Origin of the sequence: Streptomyces minutiscleroticus (genome assembly GCF_014650875.1) — a bacterium.
Classification (GTDB): Bacteria; Actinomycetota; Actinomycetes; order Streptomycetales; family Streptomycetaceae; genus Streptomyces; species Streptomyces minutiscleroticus.
In genome coordinates, this window is the sequence record NZ_BMVU01000036.1 from 64474 (window position 1) to 86281 (window position 21808).

Annotated in this window: 17 protein-coding genes; 16 read left to right on the forward strand and 1 reads right to left on the reverse strand. The window is 75.5% G+C overall.

Annotated elements, in window-relative coordinates; genetic code table 11:
* Nucleotides 1-100: 100 nt before the first annotated feature.
* Nucleotides 101-610, reverse strand: a complete 510-nt coding sequence (locus tag IE271_RS28260) for a molybdenum cofactor biosysynthesis protein (RefSeq protein WP_190193285.1) — start codon at nt 608-610, stop codon at nt 101-103.
* 252 nt (nt 611-862) lie between these two features.
* Between IE271_RS28260 and pgm the strand changes: the two genes are divergently transcribed.
* The 16 genes from pgm (at nt 863) to IE271_RS28340 (ending at nt 21587) form a co-directional block, all read left to right on the forward strand.
* Complete coding sequence (gene pgm, locus IE271_RS28265; protein WP_190193286.1) at nt 863-2503, forward strand: phosphoglucomutase (alpha-D-glucose-1,6-bisphosphate-dependent); 1641 nt, start codon at nt 863-865, stop codon at nt 2501-2503.
* Nucleotides 2504-2945: 442 nt separating this feature from the next.
* On the forward strand, nt 2946-3404 hold the full coding sequence (locus tag IE271_RS42360) for a (2Fe-2S)-binding protein (RefSeq protein WP_229919608.1): 459 nt from the start codon (nt 2946-2948) through the stop codon (nt 3402-3404).
* Between the two features lie 2 nt (nt 3405-3406).
* Nucleotides 3407-4396 carry an FAD binding domain-containing protein gene (locus IE271_RS28275; RefSeq protein WP_190193308.1) on the forward strand — a complete coding sequence of 330 codons (990 nt, stop codon included), beginning with the start codon at nt 3407-3409 and terminating at the stop codon, nt 4394-4396.
* Nucleotides 4393-6603: a xanthine dehydrogenase family protein molybdopterin-binding subunit gene (locus tag IE271_RS28280; protein ID WP_190193287.1), complete on the forward strand. Its 2211-nt coding sequence runs from the start codon at nt 4393-4395 to the stop codon at nt 6601-6603. The genes IE271_RS28275 and IE271_RS28280 overlap by 4 nt, the downstream gene beginning before the upstream one ends.
* 429 nt (nt 6604-7032) lie before the next feature.
* Nucleotides 7033-7560 carry a hypothetical protein gene (locus IE271_RS28285; protein WP_190193288.1) on the forward strand — a complete coding sequence of 176 codons (528 nt, stop codon included), beginning with the start codon at nt 7033-7035 and terminating at the stop codon, nt 7558-7560.
* Between the two features lie 401 nt (nt 7561-7961).
* Nucleotides 7962-10097 (forward strand): hypothetical protein, encoded by a 2136-nt coding sequence (locus tag IE271_RS28290; RefSeq protein ID WP_190193289.1) that lies wholly within the window; start codon nt 7962-7964, stop codon nt 10095-10097.
* Between the two features lie 99 nt (nt 10098-10196).
* Nucleotides 10197-11777, forward strand: a complete 1581-nt coding sequence (pelF, locus tag IE271_RS28295; RefSeq protein ID WP_190193290.1) for a GT4 family glycosyltransferase PelF — start codon at nt 10197-10199, stop codon at nt 11775-11777.
* Nucleotides 11774-13183, forward strand: a complete 1410-nt coding sequence (locus IE271_RS28300) for a hypothetical protein (protein WP_190193291.1) — start codon at nt 11774-11776, stop codon at nt 13181-13183. The genes pelF and IE271_RS28300 overlap by 4 nt, the downstream gene beginning before the upstream one ends.
* Nucleotides 13184-13335: 152 nt before the next feature.
* Nucleotides 13336-14337 (forward strand): SDR family NAD(P)-dependent oxidoreductase, encoded by a 1002-nt coding sequence (locus IE271_RS28305; RefSeq protein ID WP_190193292.1) that lies wholly within the window; start codon nt 13336-13338, stop codon nt 14335-14337.
* 41 nt (nt 14338-14378) lie between these two features.
* Nucleotides 14379-15092, forward strand: a complete 714-nt coding sequence (locus tag IE271_RS28310) for a nucleotidyltransferase family protein (protein ID WP_190193293.1) — start codon at nt 14379-14381, stop codon at nt 15090-15092.
* Nucleotides 15093-15099: 7 nt separating this feature from the next.
* The gene (locus IE271_RS28315) at nt 15100-16029 is read left to right on the forward strand and encodes an NAD-dependent epimerase/dehydratase family protein (protein ID WP_190193294.1); all 930 of its coding nucleotides are present in this window, start codon (nt 15100-15102) and stop codon (nt 16027-16029) included.
* A complete protein-coding gene (locus IE271_RS28320) occupies nt 16026-16688 on the forward strand; it encodes a spherulation-specific family 4 protein (protein ID WP_190193295.1) in 663 nt (220 codons plus the stop codon). Before IE271_RS28315 ends, IE271_RS28320 begins: the two co-directional genes overlap by 4 nt.
* Entirely contained in the window at nt 16685-17509 is an 825-nt protein-coding gene (locus IE271_RS28325) for an endo alpha-1,4 polygalactosaminidase (RefSeq protein WP_373308852.1), read from the forward strand. Before IE271_RS28320 ends, IE271_RS28325 begins: the two co-directional genes overlap by 4 nt.
* Before the next feature lie 374 nt (nt 17510-17883).
* The gene (locus IE271_RS28330; RefSeq protein WP_190193296.1) at nt 17884-19014 is read left to right on the forward strand and encodes a tetratricopeptide repeat protein; all 1131 of its coding nucleotides are present in this window, start codon (nt 17884-17886) and stop codon (nt 19012-19014) included.
* A complete protein-coding gene (locus tag IE271_RS28335; RefSeq protein ID WP_190193297.1) occupies nt 19011-20225 on the forward strand; it encodes a polyprenyl synthetase family protein in 1215 nt (404 codons plus the stop codon). Before IE271_RS28330 ends, IE271_RS28335 begins: the two co-directional genes overlap by 4 nt.
* A 768-nt stretch (nt 20226-20993) precedes the next feature.
* On the forward strand, nt 20994-21587 hold the full coding sequence (locus tag IE271_RS28340) for a hypothetical protein (protein ID WP_190193298.1): 594 nt from the start codon (nt 20994-20996) through the stop codon (nt 21585-21587).
* The last annotated feature ends 221 nt before the right edge of the window (nt 21588-21808 follow it).

The window sequence follows — 21808 nt, forward strand, 5'->3', positions numbered from 1 at the left end:
CTCGCTGTCCGTCGCCGGGCTTCGGCGGGTTCCCCCGGGCCGGGACCGGAAACGGCCGTCCCCCGCGCGACGGCGGCCCGCGGACCGCCGGGCCGGTGCGCTACGCCGCCGTGTCCGGGCCCTCGACGACCCGGAACGTCGCCGGGCCGAGCGTGATCACACCGTCGGACAGGGGCGTGCAGCGCACGCCGCCCTTGTTCCGCAGCGCGCGCTGCGCGCCGGGGCCGACGGTCACGTCCATCCAGGCGCAGGGCCGGGCGGGACGGTTCACGGCGAACGTCACGGGTCCGGGGCCGGAGTCGAGGGCGATCACCGAACCGACGAAGGAGTCGATGTCGACGCCCTTGAGCAGGATGTTCCGGCGGGTGTGCCGGAGGTCGGCGGAGGGGTCGACGTCCACGGGCAGGTTCTCCGCCGACATGACGGTCACCGCCGCGTCGCGGTGCGCGGGCCGGCCGTAGTAGCGGTCGCCGACCAGTCCCAGGCCGCGCCGCACCTCGACCCGCGGCACGCGCTCGTCGGACGGGCCGGGCGCGGGGCCGTCCGCGGGCCGCCCGGCCAGCCGGTGCGCGGGCGACACCAGCAGCTGGAGCACCTCCACCTCGATCATGGGCCTCACCCTAAGCGGTCGACGCCGCCCGGGCGGTCCGCGCGGTCCGCCGCCGTCCCGGCCCGCGGTCCCGGACCGTCCCGTGCCGCCCGCCCGCGACCGGGGCCGATCCACGCGGGCGACCAGGCCGTGAGGGGAGTCACGGCCTTCGGGGCGAGGAGGCCGGGCCCGTCCGGGAAGAGGCAAGATGAGATCGCGAGCGGACGCACGACCGACGTGGCGGATGCACGACCGATGTGGAGGAGTGGGCTCATGCAGCACGAGCGAGCGGGCGGGCCGGCCCGGCCCGAGGACCTGATCGACGTCGCCCGGCTGGTGACGGCGTACTACGCGCTGCACCCCGACCCGGCCGAGCCGGGACAGCGGGTGGCGTTCGGCACCTCGGGGCACCGCGGGTCGTCGCTCGCGGCGGCGTTCAACGAGGACCACATCGCCGCCACCAGCCAGGCCATCTGCGAGTACCGGCGGGCGCAGGGCACCGACGGCCCGCTCTTCCTGGGCGCCGACACGCACGCCCTGTCCGAGCCCGCGCGGATCACCGCCCTGGAGGTGTTCGCCGCCAACGGTGTGACGGTGCTCATCGACACCGCGGACGGCTACACCCCCACCCCGGTGGTCTCGCACGCGATCCTCACCCACAACCGCGGCCGCACCTCCGGCCTGGCCGACGGTGTGGTCGTCACCCCCTCGCACAACCCGCCCGCCGACGGCGGCTTCAAGTACAACCCGCCCAGCGGCGGCCCGGCCGGCTCCGAGGCGACCTCCTGGATCCAGGACCGGGCCAACCAGATCATCGCGGGCGGGCTGAAGGACGTACGGCGGGTGACCTACGCGCAGGCGCTCGCCGCGCCCGGTACGGGCCGCCACGACTTCCTCGGCACGTACGTCTCCGACCTGCCGGCGGTCCTCGACCTCGACGCGATCCGGTCCGCCGGGGTGCGCATCGGCGCCGACCCGCTGGGCGGGGCCTCGGTCGCCTACTGGGAGCGCATCGCCGAGCAGCACCGCCTCGACCTCACCGTGGTCAACCCGCTCACCGACCCCACCTGGCGGTTCATGACGCTGGACTGGGACGGCAAGATCCGCATGGACTGCTCGTCGCCGTACGCGATGGCCTCGCTCATCGAGCGACGCGACCGCTTCGACATCGCCACGGGCAACGACGCCGACTCCGACCGGCACGGCATCGTCACCCCGGACGCCGGCCTGATGAACCCCAACCACTATCTCGCCACCGCGATCTCCTACCTGTACGCCCACCGCACCGAGTGGCCCGCCGACGCGGGCGTGGGCAAGACGCTGGTGTCGTCCGGCATGATCGACCGGGTCGCCGCCGGCCTCGGCCGCCGGCTGGTCGAGGTGCCCGTCGGGTTCAAGTGGTTCGTGGACGGGCTGGTCGACGGGTCGCTCGGCTTCGGCGGCGAGGAGTCCGCGGGCGCGTCCTTCCTGCGCCGGGACGGCTCGGTGTGGACCACCGACAAGGACGGCATCATCCTGGCCCTGCTGGCCTCCGAGATCACGGCCGTCACGGGGAGGACGCCGTCGCAGCACTACGCCGCGCTCACCGAGCGCTTCGGCGAACCGGCGTACGCGCGCATCGACGCCCCGGCCACCCGCGAGGAGAAGGCCGCCCTCGCGAAGCTGTCCCCGGCCCAGGTCGGCGCCGACACCCTCGCCGGGGAGCCGGTCACCGGCGTGCTCACCGAGGCGCCCGGCAACGGCGCGGCCATCGGCGGCATCAAGGTGAGCACCGAGAACGCCTGGTTCGCGGCCCGCCCCTCGGGGACCGAGGACGTCTACAAGATCTACGCCGAGTCCTTCCGCGGCCCCGACCACCTGAGCCAGGTCCAGGACGAGGCCGAACTCGTGGTCCGGGGCGCGCTGGGCGGCTGACCGCACCGGCCGCGGGGAGCGGGCCTCCCGGCGGCCGATTAGAGCGGTACCGCCGAAGGTCCGCCTCGCTAGCATGGCGGTGCCGACCGGTGGTGCGGCCCGGCCGGACGACGGCCGCCGCACCACCGCGCCCGGTGCTCCGCCGCGTACGGACGATCCCGCGTCCGTACAGATGAGGCACACCGTCCCGCGGCCGTCCGCTTCTCCGCCGGACCGGACCGGTGTGTCCCGAGCACCCCGGAATCGAGGGCCCGTGAAGCAGAAGCACGGTGAGACCGGTACCCGCTCGTCCGGCTCCGCGCCGTCCGGCTCCCCGCCTTCCCCGCCGTCCGGCTCACCGCCTCCCCCGGCATCCGACTCCGCGGCTTCCGGCTCCACGTCTTCCGCGGCGGCCGGTTCCGGGCCCTCCTCACCGTCCGGCGTACCCCACGTCGACGTCGCCCTGCGGGTGAACGGCGTGTGCCACGCCCTGCGCCTGGACGCCCGGGTCACCCTGCTCGACGCGCTGCGCGACGTCCTCGGCCTCACCGGTACGAAGAAGGGGTGCGACCAGGGCGCGTGCGGGGCCTGCACGGTCGCGGTCGACGGGCGGCCCGTGGTGGCGTGCCTCGCGCTGGCCGCCCAGTACGAGGGGCGCGCGATCACCACCGTCGAGTCCCTCGCCGCCGACGGCGTGCTCCACCCCGTGCAGGCGGCCTTCGTCCGGCACGACGCGTTCCAGTGCGGCTACTGCACACCGGGTCAGATCATGTCCGCGGTCTGCCTCCTGGCCGCGGGCGAGGCCGAGGGGCGGACGTACACGGACGAGGAGATCCGCGAGGCCATGAGCGGCAACATCTGCCGCTGCGGCGCCTACCCCCACATCCGCGCGGCGATCCACGACGTGCTGGCGGAGAGGTGACGATGCGCCCCTTCGCCTACACCCGCGCCGCCGACCCCGGCCAGGCCGTGTCCCTGGTCGGCGGCGATCCGCGCGCCGCGTTCCTCGCCGGCGGCACCACGCAGCTGGACCTCATGAAGGACGGTGTCCTCGGCCCCGAACGGCTCGTCGACATCACCCGGCTCCCCCTCGGCGGCATCGTCCACGACGACGCGGCGGTCCGCGTCGGCGCGCTGACGACCATGGCGGAGCTCGCCGCCGACCCCGTCGTACGGGACCGGCTGCCCTTCGTGCGGCAGGCGCTGCTGCTCGGCGCCTCGGTCCAGTTGCGCGGCATGGCCACCGTCGGCGGCAACCTGCTGCAGCGCACCCGGTGCCGCTACTTCCGGGACCCCGGCGTCGCCGCCTGCAACAAGCGCGCGCCGGGCTCCGGGTGCGCCGCCGTCCCGGGCGTCCAGCGGATGCACGCCGTCCTCGGCACCAGCGACCACTGCATCGCCCTGCACGCCTCCGACCTCGCGGTGCCGCTCACGGCGCTCGACGCGGTCGTCCACACCCGGCACGCGGACGGCACGCGGTCGATCCCCCTGACCCGGTTCTACCTGCCGCCGGGCGACTCGCCCCACGTCGAGAACGTGCTGCGGCACGGCGAACTGATCACGGCGGTCGAGATCCCGCTGCCCGCGTGGGGGACGCGCTCGCGCTACCTCAAGGTCCGCGACCGCGCCTCGTACGAGTTCGCGCTGGTCTCGGCCGGTGTGGCGCTCGTGGTCGAGGACGGTGTCGTACGGACCGCGCGCGTGGCGCTGGGCGGAGTCGGCACCGTGCCCTGGCGCGCCCGGGGCGCGGAGGAGGCGCTGCGGGGCGCCCGCGCGGACGCCGCGTCCTTCCGCCGGGCCGCGGAGGCGGCCCTCGCGGGCGCCAGGCCGCTGCCCGGGACCGCGTTCAAGATCGAGCTGGCCAGGCGCACCCTCGTGCGCACGCTGGAGAGCGTCGCGGAGGAGTCCTCATGACGACCGCGGAGACCGGCCGGGCCGTCGGTCCGGGCCTGGACCGTGTGGACGCTCCCCTCAAGGTGACCGGAGCGGCCCTGTACCCCAACGACGTCTCCTGGCCCGGCATGGCGCACGCCGCCCTGGTGCGCAGCACCGTCGCCGCGGGGCGCGTCCTGGACATCGACGTGGCACCGGCCCGGCGCGCCCCCGGCGTCCTGGCCGCCGTCACGCACCTGAACGCGCCGCGGCTGGCCCGCGGTCCGAGGCCGCCGATGATCGGTGCGCCGCCGGCCCCGCTGCAGGACGACCGCGTGCTGCACCACGGCCAACACCTCGGGATCGTGGTGGCCGAGAGCCCGGAGCAGGCCCGGCACGCCGCCCGGCTGGTGCGCGTGGAGTACGAGCCGGCCGAGGCCGTGCTCGACCTGGACGACGCCCGGGCCGAACTCCTCGTCGACCCGTGGGGCCTCGACACCGAGCACGGGGACGTCGACGCCGGGTTCGCCCGGTCGGACGTGGTGGTGGAGGAGACGTACACCACCCCCGACAACACCAACAACCCGCTCGGCCTGATGACGACGGTCGCGTCGTGGCAGGGCGGCCTGCTCACGGTGCAGGACTCCACGCAGTGGCCGAGCAACGTACGGACCACGCTCGCCGCCGTGTTCGGCGTCCCCGAGAGCCGCGTCCGCGTGCTGGCCCCCTTCGTCGGGGGCGGCTTCGGCGCCGGTCTGCGGGTGTGGTCGCACGTCCTGCTCACCGTGCTGGCGGCCCGCGAGGCCGGGCGGCCGGTCAAACTGGTCCTGACCCGGCCCGAGATGTTCACCTCCGTGGGGCACCGGCCCCGCACCGTCCAGCGGGTCAGGGTGGGCGCCACCCGCGACGGGACCCTCGTCGCCGTCGAGCACGACAGTGTGGCGCCGGTGGCGATGGACGACGACAACGTCGAGCCGGTCTCCCACAGTTCCACCTTCTCCTACGCCTGCCGCGGCATCCGCACCCGCGACCGCCAGGCACGGCTGACCGTCCCCTCCCCCGGCTCCATGCGGGCACCGGCCGAGGCCCAGGGCAACTTCGCCCTGGAGACCGCGATCGACGAGGTGGCCCACGCCCTGGGCATGGATCCCCTCGCCTTCCGTCTGCACAACCACGCGGACGACCACCCCCTCCTCGGTCTCCCCTGGTCGAGCAAGGCCCTGAAGGAGTGCTACCGCCTGGGCGCCGAGCGCTTCGGCTGGTCGCGGCGCACGCCGGAGCCCGGCTCCCTGCGCGACGGCCGCGACCTCGTCGGCTACGGCGTGGCCGGTGTCTGCTACCCCTTCATCCAGTTCCCGTGCCAGGCCCGCGTCTCCGTGCTCGGCGACGGCTCGGCGCACGTGCGCAGCGCCGCCACCGACATCGGGACCGGTACGTACACGGTCATGACGCAGCTGGCGGCGGAGCTGCTCGGCCTCGACGTGGGACGGGTGCGCTTCGACCCCGGCGACTCCGACCTGCCGTACGCGCCCCCGGCCGGCGGGTCCGGTCTCACCGGCGCCCTCGGCAACGCCGTCCACGCCGCCTGCCGCCGGCTGGTCCGGGACTTCTGCGACCTGGTGCGCGACGACGCCGCCTCCCCGCTGCTCGGGGCCGCGCCCGAGGAGGTGGCGGTCGCCGGCGGGCGCCTGCACCGCGTGGGCGACCCCGGCCGGGGCGAGTCCTACGCCGACATCCTGGCCCGGCACGGCCTGGCGGAGCTGGGCGCCGACGGCAGGAGCGCCCCGCCGCGCGCCGAGGACCTGGGGATGGCTCCGGCCGGGGCCTTCGGCGCGAAGTTCGTCGAGGTGCGCGTCGACGCCGAGCTGCGCCTGCTGCGCGTGGCCCGGGTGGTCTCCGTCGTCGACGGCGGCCGCATCCTCAACGAGAAGACCGCCACCAGCCAGATCGTCGGCGGCACGGTGGGCGGCATCGGCCAGGCCCTGTTCGAGGACACCGTCACGGACCCGGTCACCGGGCGGATCGCCAACGCCACCTTCGGGGACTACCTGGTGCCGGTGCACGCCGACGTGCCGGACATGGAGGTGCTGTTCGTCGGCGGACCCGACCGGGCGAGCGCGACCGGCACGAAGGGCATCGGCGAGATCGGCCTGGTCGGTGTGGCGGCGGCCGTCGGCAACGCCGTGTTCCACGCCACCGGCCGCCGCGTCCGCTCCCTGCCGATCACCGTCGAGCAGCTCCTGCCCTGAGAGCCGGCGAGGGTGTGCCGGGTCCGCGACCGCGTGCGGAGGAAGGGTGTGCCGGGGTCCGTGCGCCGCGCGCGGACCCCGGCGCGCCCGTGGGACCGGAGGGGACGCCGTGCCGGGACCGTGCGGCCGGAAGGCGACGAGTGGCCGAGAACGGCCCGGCACACATCCGGTGGCTCTGGTTCCGCCGGTGGGCGACACATCGGATACGCGCCAATAGCGCCCGACGGTGTCATCCGTGCCCCCGGGACCGCCCGTCCCGCGCCGCCGCCCGCCCGCACCCCCGCTGCCGTGCCCGTATGCGATCCGCGGGGCACCTTCACACCTTCGTCGCACCACCGTCACACGGGGAGCGCTTTCCGGCCGACCGGCGCGGCGGGCGCGTCCGGAGGGGCAGACGGTGTGCTCGCGGCGTGCCTAGCCTCCCGGGCCATGCGATCACCACTGCTGAGACGCACGGGTCTCACCGCCGTCCTCGCCCTCGTCCTCGCCCTCTTCGGTCTCGCCCCCGCCGCGAGCGCCGCCGAGGCCGCCCCCGCCGAGCTGACGTTCACCACCGACAGCGCCACCACCACGCCCGGTGGCACGGTGAACCTGTCGATGACGCTCACCAACCACCACACCTACGACGTCTGGTTCGTCTACCAGACGATCGACCCGACGTGGCTGACCACGCAGCGCCCCGACCTGAAGTACTCCTTCACGGGGTGCTCGCTCGCCACGGCCGCCGGCAGCACGCCCTGTTCCGGGACCGGGCCCGCGGACCTCGGGACCAACTACGGCGCCACCGTCCCGCCCGGCCAGAGCCGCACCGTCACCCTGACGCTGCAGGTCGCCGCCGACTCCGGCTGCAACGGCAACATCGGCTTCTACTCCTACTTCTACGCCGAGTTCAGCGACAGCACGAACATCAGCGGCGGCCCCGTCCACACCCCCGAGACGCGCGTGCTCTGCGCCTGACGGCCCTGCGCGCCCCGCGCCGGGCGTGACTCAAAACCACCCTGTGAACAGGACCGTGTCACGCTCCGCGCCCACGGCCCCACGCCCGGCGGACCACTTCGGTCCGCCGGTGCGCCGTGCAAGGCCCGGACCAGCGCACAACGCGCTCGCGTCCATTGCATCCCACACGTACCGCCCGTCGGCACATGTCCCTCCGAGTGCCCGGAGCGACGCTTCGGACACGCACAGTTTTCCGCCATGTTTCACAGCATGAGCACAGAAGTGGCACAGAGGCACCACTATGTGACGCGACGGATGTGTCGACGACCGGCTTCTGAGGGGGACGCCGGCGTGGCACCGGGGGGTGCGTCCGCTCCGTGGGAGCTGTCCTCACCCCTGCCCGGGGGAGGGGACTCGACCGCATGAAGCGGACCGTACGCACCACCGCGCTGACCGTGGGCGCGCTCGTCGCCGCGCTGGGCCTGCCGGCCGGCGCGGCACACGCCGGCACCGCCACGCCCCGCATCGACCTGCGGGTCCTGGTGGTGAGCGACGGCGGCCCGGCCACCGGGGCCATCGCGGCCGAACTCGACGCGGCGGGAACGCCGTACACGGAGATCGACCTGACGCGGACCGGCAGACCCGTGATCGACGCCGGCTTCCTCGCCGACACGGTGGACGGCCGGCCGCGCGCCAAGTACCAGGCCGTCGTCCTGCCGAACGACAACCCCTTCCCCGCCGGCTCCGCCGAGATGACGGCGCTCGCGGACTACGAGCGGACCTACTCGATCCCGCAGGTCGACGCCTACACCTACGCGCGTCCGGAGGCCGGGCTCCAGTACCCGACCGCCGGCGGCTACTCCGGCAGCGTCGACGGCGTCGAGGCCCAGGTGACCGCCGCGGGCAAGGCCGGCCCCTTCGGCTACCTCGAGGGAGCGGTGCCCTTCGAGGACAACTCCCCCGACGTCGGCGAGAGTTACGCCTATCTGTCGGCGCCCGCCGCCGGCGCGGACTTCACCCCGTACGTCGAGGCGGCCGTCCCCGGGCAGTCGAAGAAGGGCTCGCTGGTGGGCGAGTACCGGCACGACGGGCGGCGCGAGCTCGTCGTCACCTTCGTCTACAACCGGTACCAGCAGCAGTTCCGGCTGCTGGCCCGCGGCATCGTGGAGTGGATGACCGACGGTGTGCACCTGGGCGCCTCGCGGAACTACTTCGCCGTGCACGTCGACGACGTGTTCGCCGCCGACGACCGCTGGAACAGCGAGCTGAACTGCACGCCCGGCGACGTCGACTGCACCGACCCGGACGCCGAGCCCGACCCCATCCGCATGACGCCCGCGGACGTCGACCACGCCGCCGCCTGGCAGGACGAGCACGGCTTCACCCTCGACCTGGCCTACAACGCCGCCGGCAGCGTCGAGCACCGCGAGGAGAACAACGGTGCCGACGCGCTGGCCGACAGGTTCGTCGCCGAGCGGAACCGGTTCCGCTGGATCAACCACACCTACACGCACGCCTTCCTCGGCTGCGAGCAGGACACCGCGACGGTGCCCTGGAAGTGCGCCACGAACGCCGACGGCAGCACCAAGTGGGTGAGCCGGACGGAGATCGCCGACGAGATCGCCACCAACCGCGTCTGGGGCGAGGACGCCGGACTCCCGCTGGAGAACGACGAACTGGTCACCGGTGAGCACTCGGGTCTGAAGGTGCTGCCGCAGCAGCCCGAGGACAACCCCCATCTGGCGCTCGCCCTCGCCGACAACGACGTCGCCTGGCTCGCCTCCGACAACTCCCGCGACCCCGTCCAGCGGCAGGTCGGCCCGGCCACCACCGTCTCCCGCTACCCGATGAACGTCTTCTACAACGCCGGGCGGGCGGCCGAGCAGGTCGACGAGTACAACTGGATCTACACCGGCCGCGCCCAGGGCGGCAGCGGCATCTGCGAGGACAACCCCGCCACCACGACCTGCCTGGACGAGCCGCTGGACCCCGCCACCGGCTACGCCGGGCACATCGTGCCGCTGGAGACCCGTATCGCCCTCGGCCACGTCCTGGCCAACGACCCCAAGCCGCACTTCATCCACCAGTCGAACCTGGCCGAGGACCGCATCGCCTACCCGGTCCTCGACGGCGTCCTGGACGGCTACGACGCGCTGTTCACCGACGACACCCCCGTGGTGAACCTGCGGATGAAGGACATCGGCACCGAGATGCGGCGCCGCGCCGCCTGGGCCGCGGCCCTCGACGCCGGACAGGTCACCGCCCACCGCGTCGGCGGCACCGTGACCGTCGAGGCCCCGGACGGTACGGCCGTCACCGCCACCGCCCCCGCCGGCACCACCTCGGGCGGCACCGCCTTCGGCGAGGCGTACGCGGGCGGGCGCTCCGGCTGGACCCCCGCGGACGGCGGGTCCCTCACCCTCGCGCTGCCGTCCTCCGCCGCCCTGCCCGGCACGGCCGCCGAACCCGCCGGACAGGCCCCGGCCACGGCTCCCGCACCGGACACCCGCGTGCCCGCGGGCGTGCGCGAGCAGGTCCCGCCCGCCGTGCGGGACTGACACCGGCGCACCCGGAGGTCCCGGCCGCCCGTCGGCGGCCGGGACCGGCACGACCACCCACTCCTCACTTCCGCCCCGTCCCGGCCGTGGAGCACATCCATGCACGTTCACCGCGGCGCGCCCCGCTCCGATGCGACGCGCGTCACCCTGCTCACCGAAGGCACCTACCCGCACAGCCACGGCGGCGTGAGCGTCTGGTGCGACCAGCTCGTCCAGGGCATGCCCGACGTCGACTTCGACGTCGTCGCCGTCACCGGCACCGGGCGCGAGCCCGTCGTGTGGGACCTGCCCGCCCAGGTGTCCCGCGTCCTGTCCGTCCCGATGTGGGGCGCCCCGCCCGAGGGCCGCCCGCCCCGGGGCCGCGCCCGCAACCGGCTGGCCGCCGCCTACGAGCGGTTCCTGACCGCGCTGCTCGACCCGTGCAGCGAGCGGGGGTTCGCCCCCGCCCTGTACACCATGGCGCGGGCCGCGGCGGACGGCGGCCTGAGCGCGTTCCTGCGCGGCGACCGGGCCGTCGAGATCCTCGCCGCCGTGTGGAACCGGCCGGGTCTCGCCGTGCGCGAGGCCCGGCCGACCCTGCACGACGCGCTCACCGCGACCGCCCTGCTGGAGCACGCCCTGCGTCCCCTGGCCGCGCCGCTCCCGCGGGACGGGGTCGCGCACGCGGTCAGCGGCGGCATCGCCGTCCTGCCGGGCCTCGCCGCCCTCGACCGGCACGGTGTGCCCCTGCTGCTGACCGAGCACGGCGTCTACCTGCGCGAGCGCTACCTCGGCTACCGCACCGCCCCCTACCGCTGGCCGGTGAAGGCCGTGGTCCTCGGCTTCTTCCGGCTGCTGGCCGAGGAGAGCTACCGGCGGGCGTCCCTGATCACACCGGGCAACCGCTACAACCGGCTGTGGGAGGAGCAGGGCGGCGCCGACCCGCGGGCGATCCGCACGGTCTACAACGGTGTGGACCCCGCCGCGTTCCCGCCGGCCGGGCCCGAGCCCGGGCGGCCGACCCTGAGCTGGGCGGGCCGCGTCGACCCGATCAAGGACCTGGAGACCCTCGTCCGCGCCTTCGCCCTCGTCAGGGACCGGGTCCCCGACGCGCGGCTGAGGCTGTTCGGCGGGACGCCGCGCGGCGGGGAGGCGTACCGGGAGCGGTGCGAGGCCCTGGCCGCCGGGCTCGGGCACGCCGACGCCGTCACGTTCGAGGGCCGCGTCGACGACATCAGGGACGCCTACGCGGCCGGCAACGTCGTGATGCTCTCCAGCATCAGCGAGGGCTTCCCGTTCACACTGATCGAGGCCATGTCGTGCGGGCGGGCGACGGTCTCCACCGACGTGGGCGGGGTGCGGGAGGCCGTCGGCGACACCGGTCTCGTGGTGCCGCCGCGCGACCCGGCCGCCATGGCCGCGGCCGCCCTCGACCTGCTCGGCGATCCCGCGCGCCGCGGCGCGATGGGCGAGGCCGCCCGGCTGCGGGTGATCGAGCAGTTCACCCTGCGCCGGACCATCGACACCTTCCGCGCCATCTACCGGGAGCTGTCGGCGACGGCCGCGCCGGCCGCCGCGTACGCCGGGGCCGGCACGGTCCCGCAGGACGCGGCGACCGTACCGCTCCCCGCGGTCGTGCGGATCCCGCCGCCCGCCCCGGACCGCGAAGCGGTCACCGGCACGACGAGCGTCGCCGGATGAGCGGGCCCATGGCACTCGAACCGGGCGGGCCCGAGCAGGACACCCTGGCGCTGAGACTCGCCGCGCCGCGCCGCCGCGGGGGCGACGACCGCACCCTCGCGCTGCGGCTGCCCGAGCGCGGCGCGGCCCGGGAGGAGGTGGACCGGCTCGCCGCCGACCTGTCCGACCGCATCGGCCCGGCCGTCCACCCCTACGAGGTGGCCGCGCTGCTGGAGGCGGAGGGGCTGTCGGCGGACGTGATCAGGGACAGGTACGGGCACCCGAACCTGTTCTCCCTGGCCTCCGCGCTGTACGAACGGGTGCCGAGGACCTTCCCCGAGCCCGCGCCGCCCGCCGACCCCTGGCGCCCGGACCACGTGCGCTGCCTGCTGCGGGGCGCGCTGTTCGCGCTGCCGGGACTCGCCTACCTCCTCATCGCGCCGCTGTGGCGGCCGGGGGACCACGCCGCCGCCCTGGTCGTGGCGGGACTCGTCTCCTGGGCGTGGGGCCAGGCGCTCGGCCACCGCGCCCATCTGCGGATGGTGGCGGGGCGGCGGGAGGCGGGCCGCGCGCTGCTGGCCGGCGCACCCCTGGGAGCCGCGGCGGCGACGGCCGCCGCGGCCGTGACAGCGCTGCCCGGCGGCGGGGGTGGTACGGCCGTCCTGCTGGCGGCCGCCCAGTCGGTGTACCTGGCGGCGGCGGGCGTCCTGCTCGTGCTGGGCCGCGAGCGGCTGCTGCTGGCCGCGCTCACCCCGCTGGTCGCGGGCGCCTCGGCGCTGCCGTGGTGGGAGCCGGGCCGCCCGCTGCGCGCCGGGCTCCCGCTGCTGGCCCTGCTGGCCACCCTCGCCGCCACCGCGTGGGTCCTGCGCTCCGCCCTCGCCGCCCCGCCCGGCCCCGGCGCCGCCCGGCCGCCGCTGCTGCGCTCCCTGCCGTACGGACTGTTCGGCCTGGCCGCGGGCGTGCTGGTGCTGCTGCAGAGCCGGGAGCACCCGTACGCGGTCCTCGTGCTGACCGTGAGCATGGGGCCGGCCGAGTGGCTGCTGTACCGCTACCGCGGGCTGTCGGTCGCCGCGCTGCGCGCGAGTGCGACACCGGCCGGCTTCCTGCTGCGCTCGGCCGGCATCCTCGCCGTCTGCCTGCTCGCCTACCTCCTCCCGCTGCTGCCCGCGGCGCTGCTCACCGGCGCCGAGCCGGCCGCCCTGCTGCCGCTCGCGGCCGTCCTGTGGACCGCGCTGCTGCTCCAGGCGTTCGGGGTGGCCTGGCCGCCCGCCGCGATCTGCCTCGCGGCCGCGGGCGGCGCCGGCGCGGTCACACTGTGGCACCCGCCGCCGGGAGCGCCCCTCCTGCCCCTGTGCTACGGAGCGGCCGCCCTGTGCCTCACGGCGTACGTGCTGCGGCTGCTCGGGCGCCCCGCCCCGCACGGCTGACCGGCCCGGCCCGCCCGCTGCGTCCGCCCCGCACGCGCACCGCCCCGTACGCCCCGCACCGCGCCCGCCTCGCACGATCCCGCACACCACCGGCCCGCACGACCGCGCACCACCGCCGGCCCCCTGCGCAACCGACCGGAAGGACACCCGCCTTGACCTCCGCACCGCTCGCCGCCGTCACCGGAGCCGAGGGCTTCATCGGCTCCCACCTCACCGAGGCGCTGGTCGCCTCCGGACACCGGGTGAGGGCCATGGCCCAGTACAACTCCTTCTCCTCCTACGGATGGCTGGAGACCCTGCCCGCCGACGTCATGGACCACGTGGAGGTCGTGCTCGGCGACGTCCGCGACCCCGGCTCCGTCCGCGGCCTGGTCGAGGGCGCCGACTGCGTCTACCACCTGGCCGCCCTCATCGCGATCCCGTACTCCTACCAGGCGCCGCACAGCTACGTGGACACCAACGTCACCGGCACCCTCAACGTGCTGGAGGCCGTGCGCGCGCTCGGCACGCCCCGGCTGGTGCACACCTCCACCAGCGAGACGTACGGCACCGCGCGGACCGTGCCCATCACCGAGGACCACCCCATCAACACCCAGTCGCCGTACGCCGCCTCCAAGGCGGGCGCGGACCGGCTCGCCGACAGCTACCACGCCAGTTTCGACACCCCGGTGGTGACGCTGCGGCCGTTCAACACCTTCGGGCCGCGCCAGTCGATGCGCGCGGTGATCCCCACCGTCATCGGCCAGGTGGCGGCCGGGGAGCGCACCATCACCCTGGGCGACCTGCGTCCCACGCGCGACTTCACCTACGTCCAGGACACCGCGCGGGCGTTCCTCGCGGTGGGCACCGCGCCCGCCGCACAGGTGGTGGGCCGGACCTTCAACGCCGGCACCGGCGGCGAGATCTCGGTCGGCGACCTCGTCGCACTGATCGGCAAGGTGATGGACACCGCCCTCGACGTGCGCGAGGACACCACGCGCCACCGCCCCGCCAACTCCGAGGTGATGCGGCTGGTCTGCGACGCGTCCCGGCTGACCGCGGCGACCGGCTGGGAGCCCGCCCACACCCTGGAGGAAGGGCTCGCGCACACCGCGGAGTTCTTCCGCGACCCGGCCAACCTCGCCCGCTACAAGACCGGCATCTACAACATCTGACCCCGCCCCACCGTCCGGCACGTCCCCGAAGGAGGAGCCCCATGCACGCAGTGATCCTGGCCGGAGGCAAGGGCGTCCGGCTGCGCCCGTACACCACGGCGCTGCCCAAGCCGCTCGTCCCCATCGGCGACCAGCACGCCATCCTGGAGATCGTGCTGCGCCAGCTCTCCGCGGCCGGCTTCACCCACTGCACCATCGCCATCGGCCACCTGGGCGAGATCATCCGCGCCTACGTCGGCGACGGCTCGCAGTGGGGCCTGGCCGTCGACTACGCCACCGAGGACAGCCCCCTGGGCACCATGGGGCCGCTGCTCACCCTGCGCGAGCGCCTGCCCGAGACGTTCCTGGTGATGAACGGCGACATCCTCACCGACCTCGACTACGCCGACGTCCTGCGCCGGCACGAGGAGTCGGGCGCGCCCCTGACCATCGCCACCTACTCCCGCAAGGTGAACATAGACTTCGGCGTGCTGACGACCGACGCGAGCAGAGTCGTCGGGTTCAGGGAGAAGCCCAGCCTGGACTACAGCGTCTCCATGGGCGTCTACGGCCTGTCCCGCACGACGCTCGACGGCTACACCCCCGGTCTGCCGCTGGGCTTCGACGAGCTGGTCCTGGACCTGCTCGCCGCCGAGACCCCGCCGCACGCCTACGCGTTCGACGGCTACTGGCTCGACATAGGCCGCCCGGACGACTACGACCGTGCCAACGCCGAGTTCACCACCCGCAAGTCGCTTCTGCTCAAGGGAGCCTGAACACCGCATGCGCATCCTCGTCCTGGGCCACACCGGCTATCTGGGCGCGCACGTCGCCGCACGGCTGCGCGCCCTGCCCGGCGCGCTCGTCCTCGGCGGCGGCCGCTCGCCCGCCGCCGAGGTCGGCGTCGACCTGGCCACCGCCCGCCCGGAAGACCTGGCCGAGAGGCTGGCGTCGGCCGCACCCGACGCCGTGGTCAACTGCGCGGGCGCGACCGGCGGCGACGCCGTGACCCTCGCCGAGACCAACGCCCGCGGCCCCGCCGCGCTGTGCGCCGCGCTGAGCCGGGCGGCCCCCGCGGCGCGCCTGGTCCACCTGGGCTCGGCCGCCGAGTACGGCCCGTCCGCCCCCGGCACCCGGGTGACGGAGTCGGACCCCACCCGGCCGGTCAGCCCCTACGGCGCGACGAAGCTCGCGGGCACGGTCGCGGTGACCGCCTCCGGCCTGGACGCCGTCGTACTGCGCGTGGGCAACCCGGTGGGGCCCGGGGCGCCGCGCACCGGACTGCCCGGCCGGATCGCCGCGCTGCTGCGCGCGGCGGGACCGGACCCGGACGCGGTGCTGCGGCTCGGCGACCTGTCCGCCCACCGCGACTTCGTGGACGTGCGCGACCTCGCGCGGGCGGCGCAGCTCGCGGTCACGGCGCCCGGGCCGCTGCCGCCCGTCCTCAACGTCGGCGGCGGTACCGCCGTCCCCGTGCGCGACCTGGTGCGGGGCCTGGCGGAGAAGGCCGGCTTCCGCGGGCGGATCGAGGAGGACGCCGGCGGCTCGGCCCGCTCGGCGCAGGTGTCCTGGCAGTGCTCCGACATCACCGCCGCGGACCGGGCCCTCGGCTGGCGCCCGGCGCACACCCTGGACGACGCGCTGACCGCGCTGTGGACGGCCACGGCCGGGCGGCCCGCCGCCCGCCGCGCGGAAGGCGACGCCGCCCCGTGAGCCTGCTGATACCGCTCTACGTCCACCCGGCCGAGGACCCGGGCGCCTGGCACCGCCTCATCAGGGCGGCCGCCCGCACCTACGCGGTCGTGCTCAACCCCGCCGACGGGCCCGGCGCCGCGCCCGACCCCGCGTTCACCGCGGCGGCGGACGCGCTGCGGGAGGCCGGCGCCCGCGTCCTGGGCTACGTCGACACCGACTACGGCACGCGCGATCCGTCCGCGATCGCGGACGAGCTGCGCCGGCACCAGGAGTGGTACGCGGCCGACGGCTGCTTCCTCGACCGGGTCACGGCGACGCCGGACGGCCTGCCCGCCTGCCGCCGCCTGGTCCGCTCCGCCCGCAGGTCGGGGGCGAGGACCGTCGTGCTCAACCCCGGGGTCCACCCCGCGCCCGGATACGTCCGCCTCGCGGACCTGACCGTGACGTTCGAGGGCCACTGGTCGACGTACGTGTCGGCGTTCAGCCGGCCGGAGTGGACCGCGCGGCAGCCCCCCGAACGGTTCTGCCACCTCGTCTACGGCGTGCCCGAGGCGCTGGTGCCGCTCGCCGTGCGCACCGCCCGCGAGCGCGGCGCGGCGGTCAGCGGACCGGTCACCGGCGGGCCCCCCAACCCGTGGGCGCAGCTGACCCCCGCGCTGACCTGGGTGGAACGATGACACGCGGCACACCGGCGATGACACGCGGCGTACTGGCGTACGTGACGCTCCTGGCCGTCCTGGCCGTCTCGGCGCTGGCCGGCTGCTCCGGCGCGGACGACGGGCGCGGCGGAGGCGGGAAGGCCCGCTGGACGCCGCGTCCCGGGCTGGCCTGGCAGTGGCAGCTCGACGGACGGGCCGACCCGTCGGTCGACGTGCCCGTCTACGACATCGACGGCTTCGAGAACTCGGCGGCGGACGTGGCGCGCCTGCACCGCGCCGGACGCAAGGTCATCTGCTACGTCAACGTGGGCGCCTGGGAGGACTTCCGGCCCGACGCGGACGCCTTCCCGCGCTCGCTGCTCGGCGAGCCCAACGGCTGGAAGGGCGAGCGCTGGCTGGACATCCGCCGGCTGTCCGCCCTGCGCCCGCTCATGGAGCGGCGCTTCGACATGTGCCGCGACAAGGGCTTCGACGCGGTGGAGCCCGACCTGGTCGAGGGGTACGGCAACGACACCGGCTTCCCCCTCACCGCCCGCGACCAGCTCGCGTACAACCGCATGATCGCGGACCTGGCGCACGAGCGCGGGCTGTCCGTGGGACTGAAGAACGACCTCCCGCAGATCCCCGAGCTCGTCGGCACCTTCGACTTCGCGGTCAACGAGGAGTGCGCGCAGTACGACGAGTGCGCGGAACTCACACCGTTCATCACGGCGGACAAGGCGGTCTTCCACGTGGAGTACGCGGAGCCGCCCGGCGGTTTCTGCCCCGAGTCCCGCACCCTGAGGCTGTCGTCGATGCTGAAGAAACCGGAACTCGGGGTGTGGCGCCGCCCCTGCTGACCGCGCCGCGCCCCGTCCCGCTGTCGCGGCAGTGGGACGGGGGCGGGCAAGGACACCCGTCCGGGGAGTTCGGCGGATCGAACGCCCACGGTGTCGGTGCGCCCCGCAAGGTGCGCGAATCCCGCCCCGCCGGACAGACCGGACGGTGCCGGACGGCACGTCGAGTGATCTGCGCCTCACGAGCAACCTCCCCGGCCGTGCCGTCGTCTTGATCGACAGCGAACGACGCCCCGGAGCATCCGGCCGGGGCTGACGACCGGTGCGCTATACACATCGCGTATACATGTCGTGTATACGCAGCATGTATACGCAATGCGTACAGATGCCCCGGTCGCCTCCTTCGCGCAAGGCAGACAGCGGACCGAAAGGCACTCATGTACAGCAAGGCAGTCGCCCCGGAGTACCAGGGGGTTCTCACCGCGCTCTCCGTCAACTCCTCGCTGACCGACGTCCTCACCACCGGGACCGCGCAGCTGCGGGCCGCCCAGCGTGCGGGCCGCCTCACCGAGGCCGCGGCCTGCGGCCTCGCCGTCGCGGAGGCGCACCGGCGGCTGGGCCAGGTCCGGGACGCCGACCGCGCGTGGAAGGCGAGCTACCGCGCCGCCCGGGAGGCGGCGGACGTCGCGGCGATGGCCTGGGCGCTGTGGAGCGGCGGCACGCTGGCCCGCCAGCGCGGCTCCTTCGCCCTGGCCCGGCGGCTGCTCGGGCTGGCGGCCGACCTCGGCGAGCGGGGCGGCGACGTCGTCGTCCGCGGCTACTCGCTGGCGGGCCTGGCCGAGACCGGCCGCATCCAGGGCGACTACGAGGACGTCGCCCGCCTGCACGAGCAACTCCTGGCGGAGGCCCGCAGGCGCGGCGAGGCGCGGCACACGGTGTGGGCACTGGAGGGCATCGCCCAGATGCACCGCAACTCCGGCGCCTACGACACCGCGTACGCCCTGTTCGAGGAGGCCGCGGAGATAGCCGCCGGCGCCGACGACCGCCGCGGCCACGCCTGGGCCCTGCGCGGGCTCGCCGACGTCGTCTCCGTCCGCGACGGCGACACCGAGCGGGCGCTGGCCCTGCTCACCGAGGCGGAGGCGACCTGCCGGGCGATGAACCTGTCGGGCGCGCTCGCCTACAACCACAAGATGCGCGGCAACGTGCTGTACCGGGCCGGGCGTTACGCGGACTCCCGCGACCTCTACGAGCAGGCGCTCGCGGAGTTCCGCACCATGAGCGAGCCCCGCGGGGAGGCCCTCGCCCGGCTCGGCCTGGTCAAGTCCCTGGCCAGGCTCGGACGGGACCGCGCCGGGACGGCCGCCGACCTCGACGACCTGGACCGCACGTTGCGGCGGATCGGCCTGAAGCACGCGCGCGCCATGGTGGCACGGGCCCGGGAGGAACTGGGCATCGACGCGGAGGAGTCCGGCACGGACGCGAACGGGCTCGGCACGGACGCGAACGGGTCCGGCGCGAACGGGCTCGGCACGCGCACGGTCGGGGCGGCGGGGGCCGCACGGTGACGGCGGCGCGCTCGGCGGTCCGGGAACGGCTCGACGCGCCCGACGTCCTCGCCCGCTGCCGGACGCTGGTGGCGCCGTCCCTGCGCGAGGCGGTCGGGCGGCTGCATCCTTGGATGGGCGAGATGGCCGCGTACGCCTTCGGCTGGCGTGACCTCGGTGGCACGGGCGGGGCCTCCGGCGGGAAGGGGGTGCGGCAGGCGCTGGCCGTGCTCGGCGCGGAGGCGGTGGGCGCACCCGGACGGGACGGCGTGCCCGCGGCGGTCGCGGTGGAACTCGTGCACGTCTTCTCGTTGCTGCACGACGACGTCATGGACGGCGACCCGTTGCGGCGCGGACGCCCCTCCGTGTGGAAGGCGTACGGCACGGGCCCCGCCGTCCTCGCGGGTGACGCGCTGTTCGCCCTGGCCGTGGAGACACTGGCCACGGCACCGACGGCACCGACGGCACCGACGGGGCCGGCAGGTCCCGCGGACCTGGCGGGTCCGGCGGGTCCGATGGGTCCAGCGGGCCCGGCCGGGTCGGCGAACCCGGCTGGGCCGACGGGGCCGATCGGTCCGATGGGACCCGAGGGGGTGGCGGACCCGGCAGGGTCGGCGGGGCCGGCCGGAGCGGCGGGGCCGGCGGCTCTGCGCGTGCTGTCCGCCGCGCTCGCCGACCTGGTGCGCGGGCAGGCGGACGACCTGCTGTTCGCCTCCCGCCCCTGGAGCGGCGAGCGGCGGGTGCGGCCGGCGGAGTACCGGACGATGGCCGAGCGCAAGACGGGCGCGCTGCTGGGCTGCGCGCTGGCGCTGGGCGCCCTGCTCGGCGGCGCGTCCCCGGCGACGGCCGCCGCCCTCGACCGCGCGGGACGGCACCTCGGCACGGCCTTCCAGGTGGCCGACGACGTCCTGGGCATCTGGGGCGACCCCGCTGTCACCGGCAAACCCGTCCACGGTGACCTGCGGGAACGCAAGAAGACGCTGCCGCTGCTGCTGGCCCTGGACTCCCCCGGACCGGCAGCCGGGCGGCTCGCCGCGCTGCTGGAGACCGCGGGGGACCCCGCTCGGGCGGCCGCCCTCGTCGAGCGGACGGGCGCCCGCGCCCGCTGCCTCGCGGAGGCCCGCCGCCACCTCGCGGCGGCGAAGGACGTGCTGGCGGGCCTGCCCCTGCGGGCGGACGCGGCCGGGGAGCTGCACGCGCTGCTGGAGTTCCTCGCCCACCGGGATCTGTGACATCATCCACGGCCGGCGGGCCGCCTCCGAACCGCCGCCCGGCCCCCCGCGGCACTCCCCGCCGGCCGGCACACGCGCGGTGCGAGGAGGCGTCCGCGCCGGCGGCGCGCCGGCCGGGCACCCTCGACGACAGGAGTGCCGCCGGCCCCTCGTGGCGGCGGAAACAACTCGGCCCCGCTCCCGGATCACCGGGAGCGGGGCCGTACAGAGCGCCGGGCAGGCCTTGCACCTGCATCTCCCCGCAGGAAGCGGGGCGTCTTTCCTTGGACCACCAACGCGTGGCTCGCCACCGGGAGTTCGGTGGCTGCTCAAGATCTACTATAGCGCAGCCTCCGCCCGCCACGGTCCGACCTCGCGCCGCCGCCGGGCGGGCCGCCGCGGAAGCCCGCCCGGCGGCGGGCGGGCACGGCTACGGGTCCGCCCGGGCGCGGGCGACGGTCACGCTCGCGGGTGGCGGGCCCGAGGGCGGGACGTACGTACTCCGCGCGGAGCCGCCCCGTCCTCCCCGGGCGGGCGCCCGGACCGGCGCGGTCGGCACGGCGGGCGGAGGCGGCCGCCGCGCCCCGCTCGCGGGCCCGGCCGCCCCCCGTCCTGCGCAGTGCCGGGCGGCGGATCGCGGTCCGGGGGCCGGGGGACGGAACGGCGCCCGTTCGGGCCAGCCGTAATGGCGGCGGCGCAAGGGGCCGGGGAGGGTGGAGGAGCCGGCGTTCCCGTCGCGCCGGCCCACCATCCGTGAAGTGGTCCCACCCTCCATGAAGGAGCACCGTCATGTCCGATCGCAACACCCTCCTGCGCAGCCTGCACGATGTGGGGCTGGCCGCGTGGTTCGGAGGCTCGCTGATGGGCGCCGTCGGCGTCAACGGCGGGGCGGAGGAAGTCGGGGAGACGAACACCGCCACGGCGCGCATCTCCTCGGCCGGCTGGGCGAAGTGGACGCCGGTCAACGCCGTCGCCATCGGCGCGCACCTGGTCGGCAGCACCGGCATGCTGGTCGCGAACGCCCACCGGGTCGCCGGCCAGCAGGGCGTGGCCGCCTCCAGCACCGCCAAGACCGTCGTCACCGGCGCGGCCCTGGCCGTCACCGCCTGGTCGCGCGTCCTCGGCAAGAAGGTCGAGCTGGCGTCCTCCGGCGACCCGCAGGACGCCGAGAAGGCCGCCAAGCACCCGATCAACCTCGACAAGGCGCAGCGTCAGCTGACCTGCCTGCAGTGGGCGGTGCCGGCGCTCACCGGTGTCCTGGTGGTGCTCGACGCCCTCCACGGCGAGCAGATGCGCCCCGGCGAGCAGCTGCACGGGATGTGGCAGCGGGCCCGTTCGGTCACTCCGCTCGTCCCGTCGGCCTCCGGCGACATGATGCGCTGAGCCGTTCCCGCGCGGGACCTCCCGCGCGACCGCAGGAGCCGGACCGGCCGGTGCCGTCGCCGCCCCTCCCCGGAGCAGGCGCGCCCCGGCGGAACTCCGCCGGGGCGGCCGCCCCCTGCGCCCGGAGCGGGCTCACGCGGCGAGTCGCTGGGCCGCCGCGCGGACGGGGGCGGCCGGGATGCGCACCGGCACGGTCGCGGTCCGGGCGGGCGCCGGGGTGC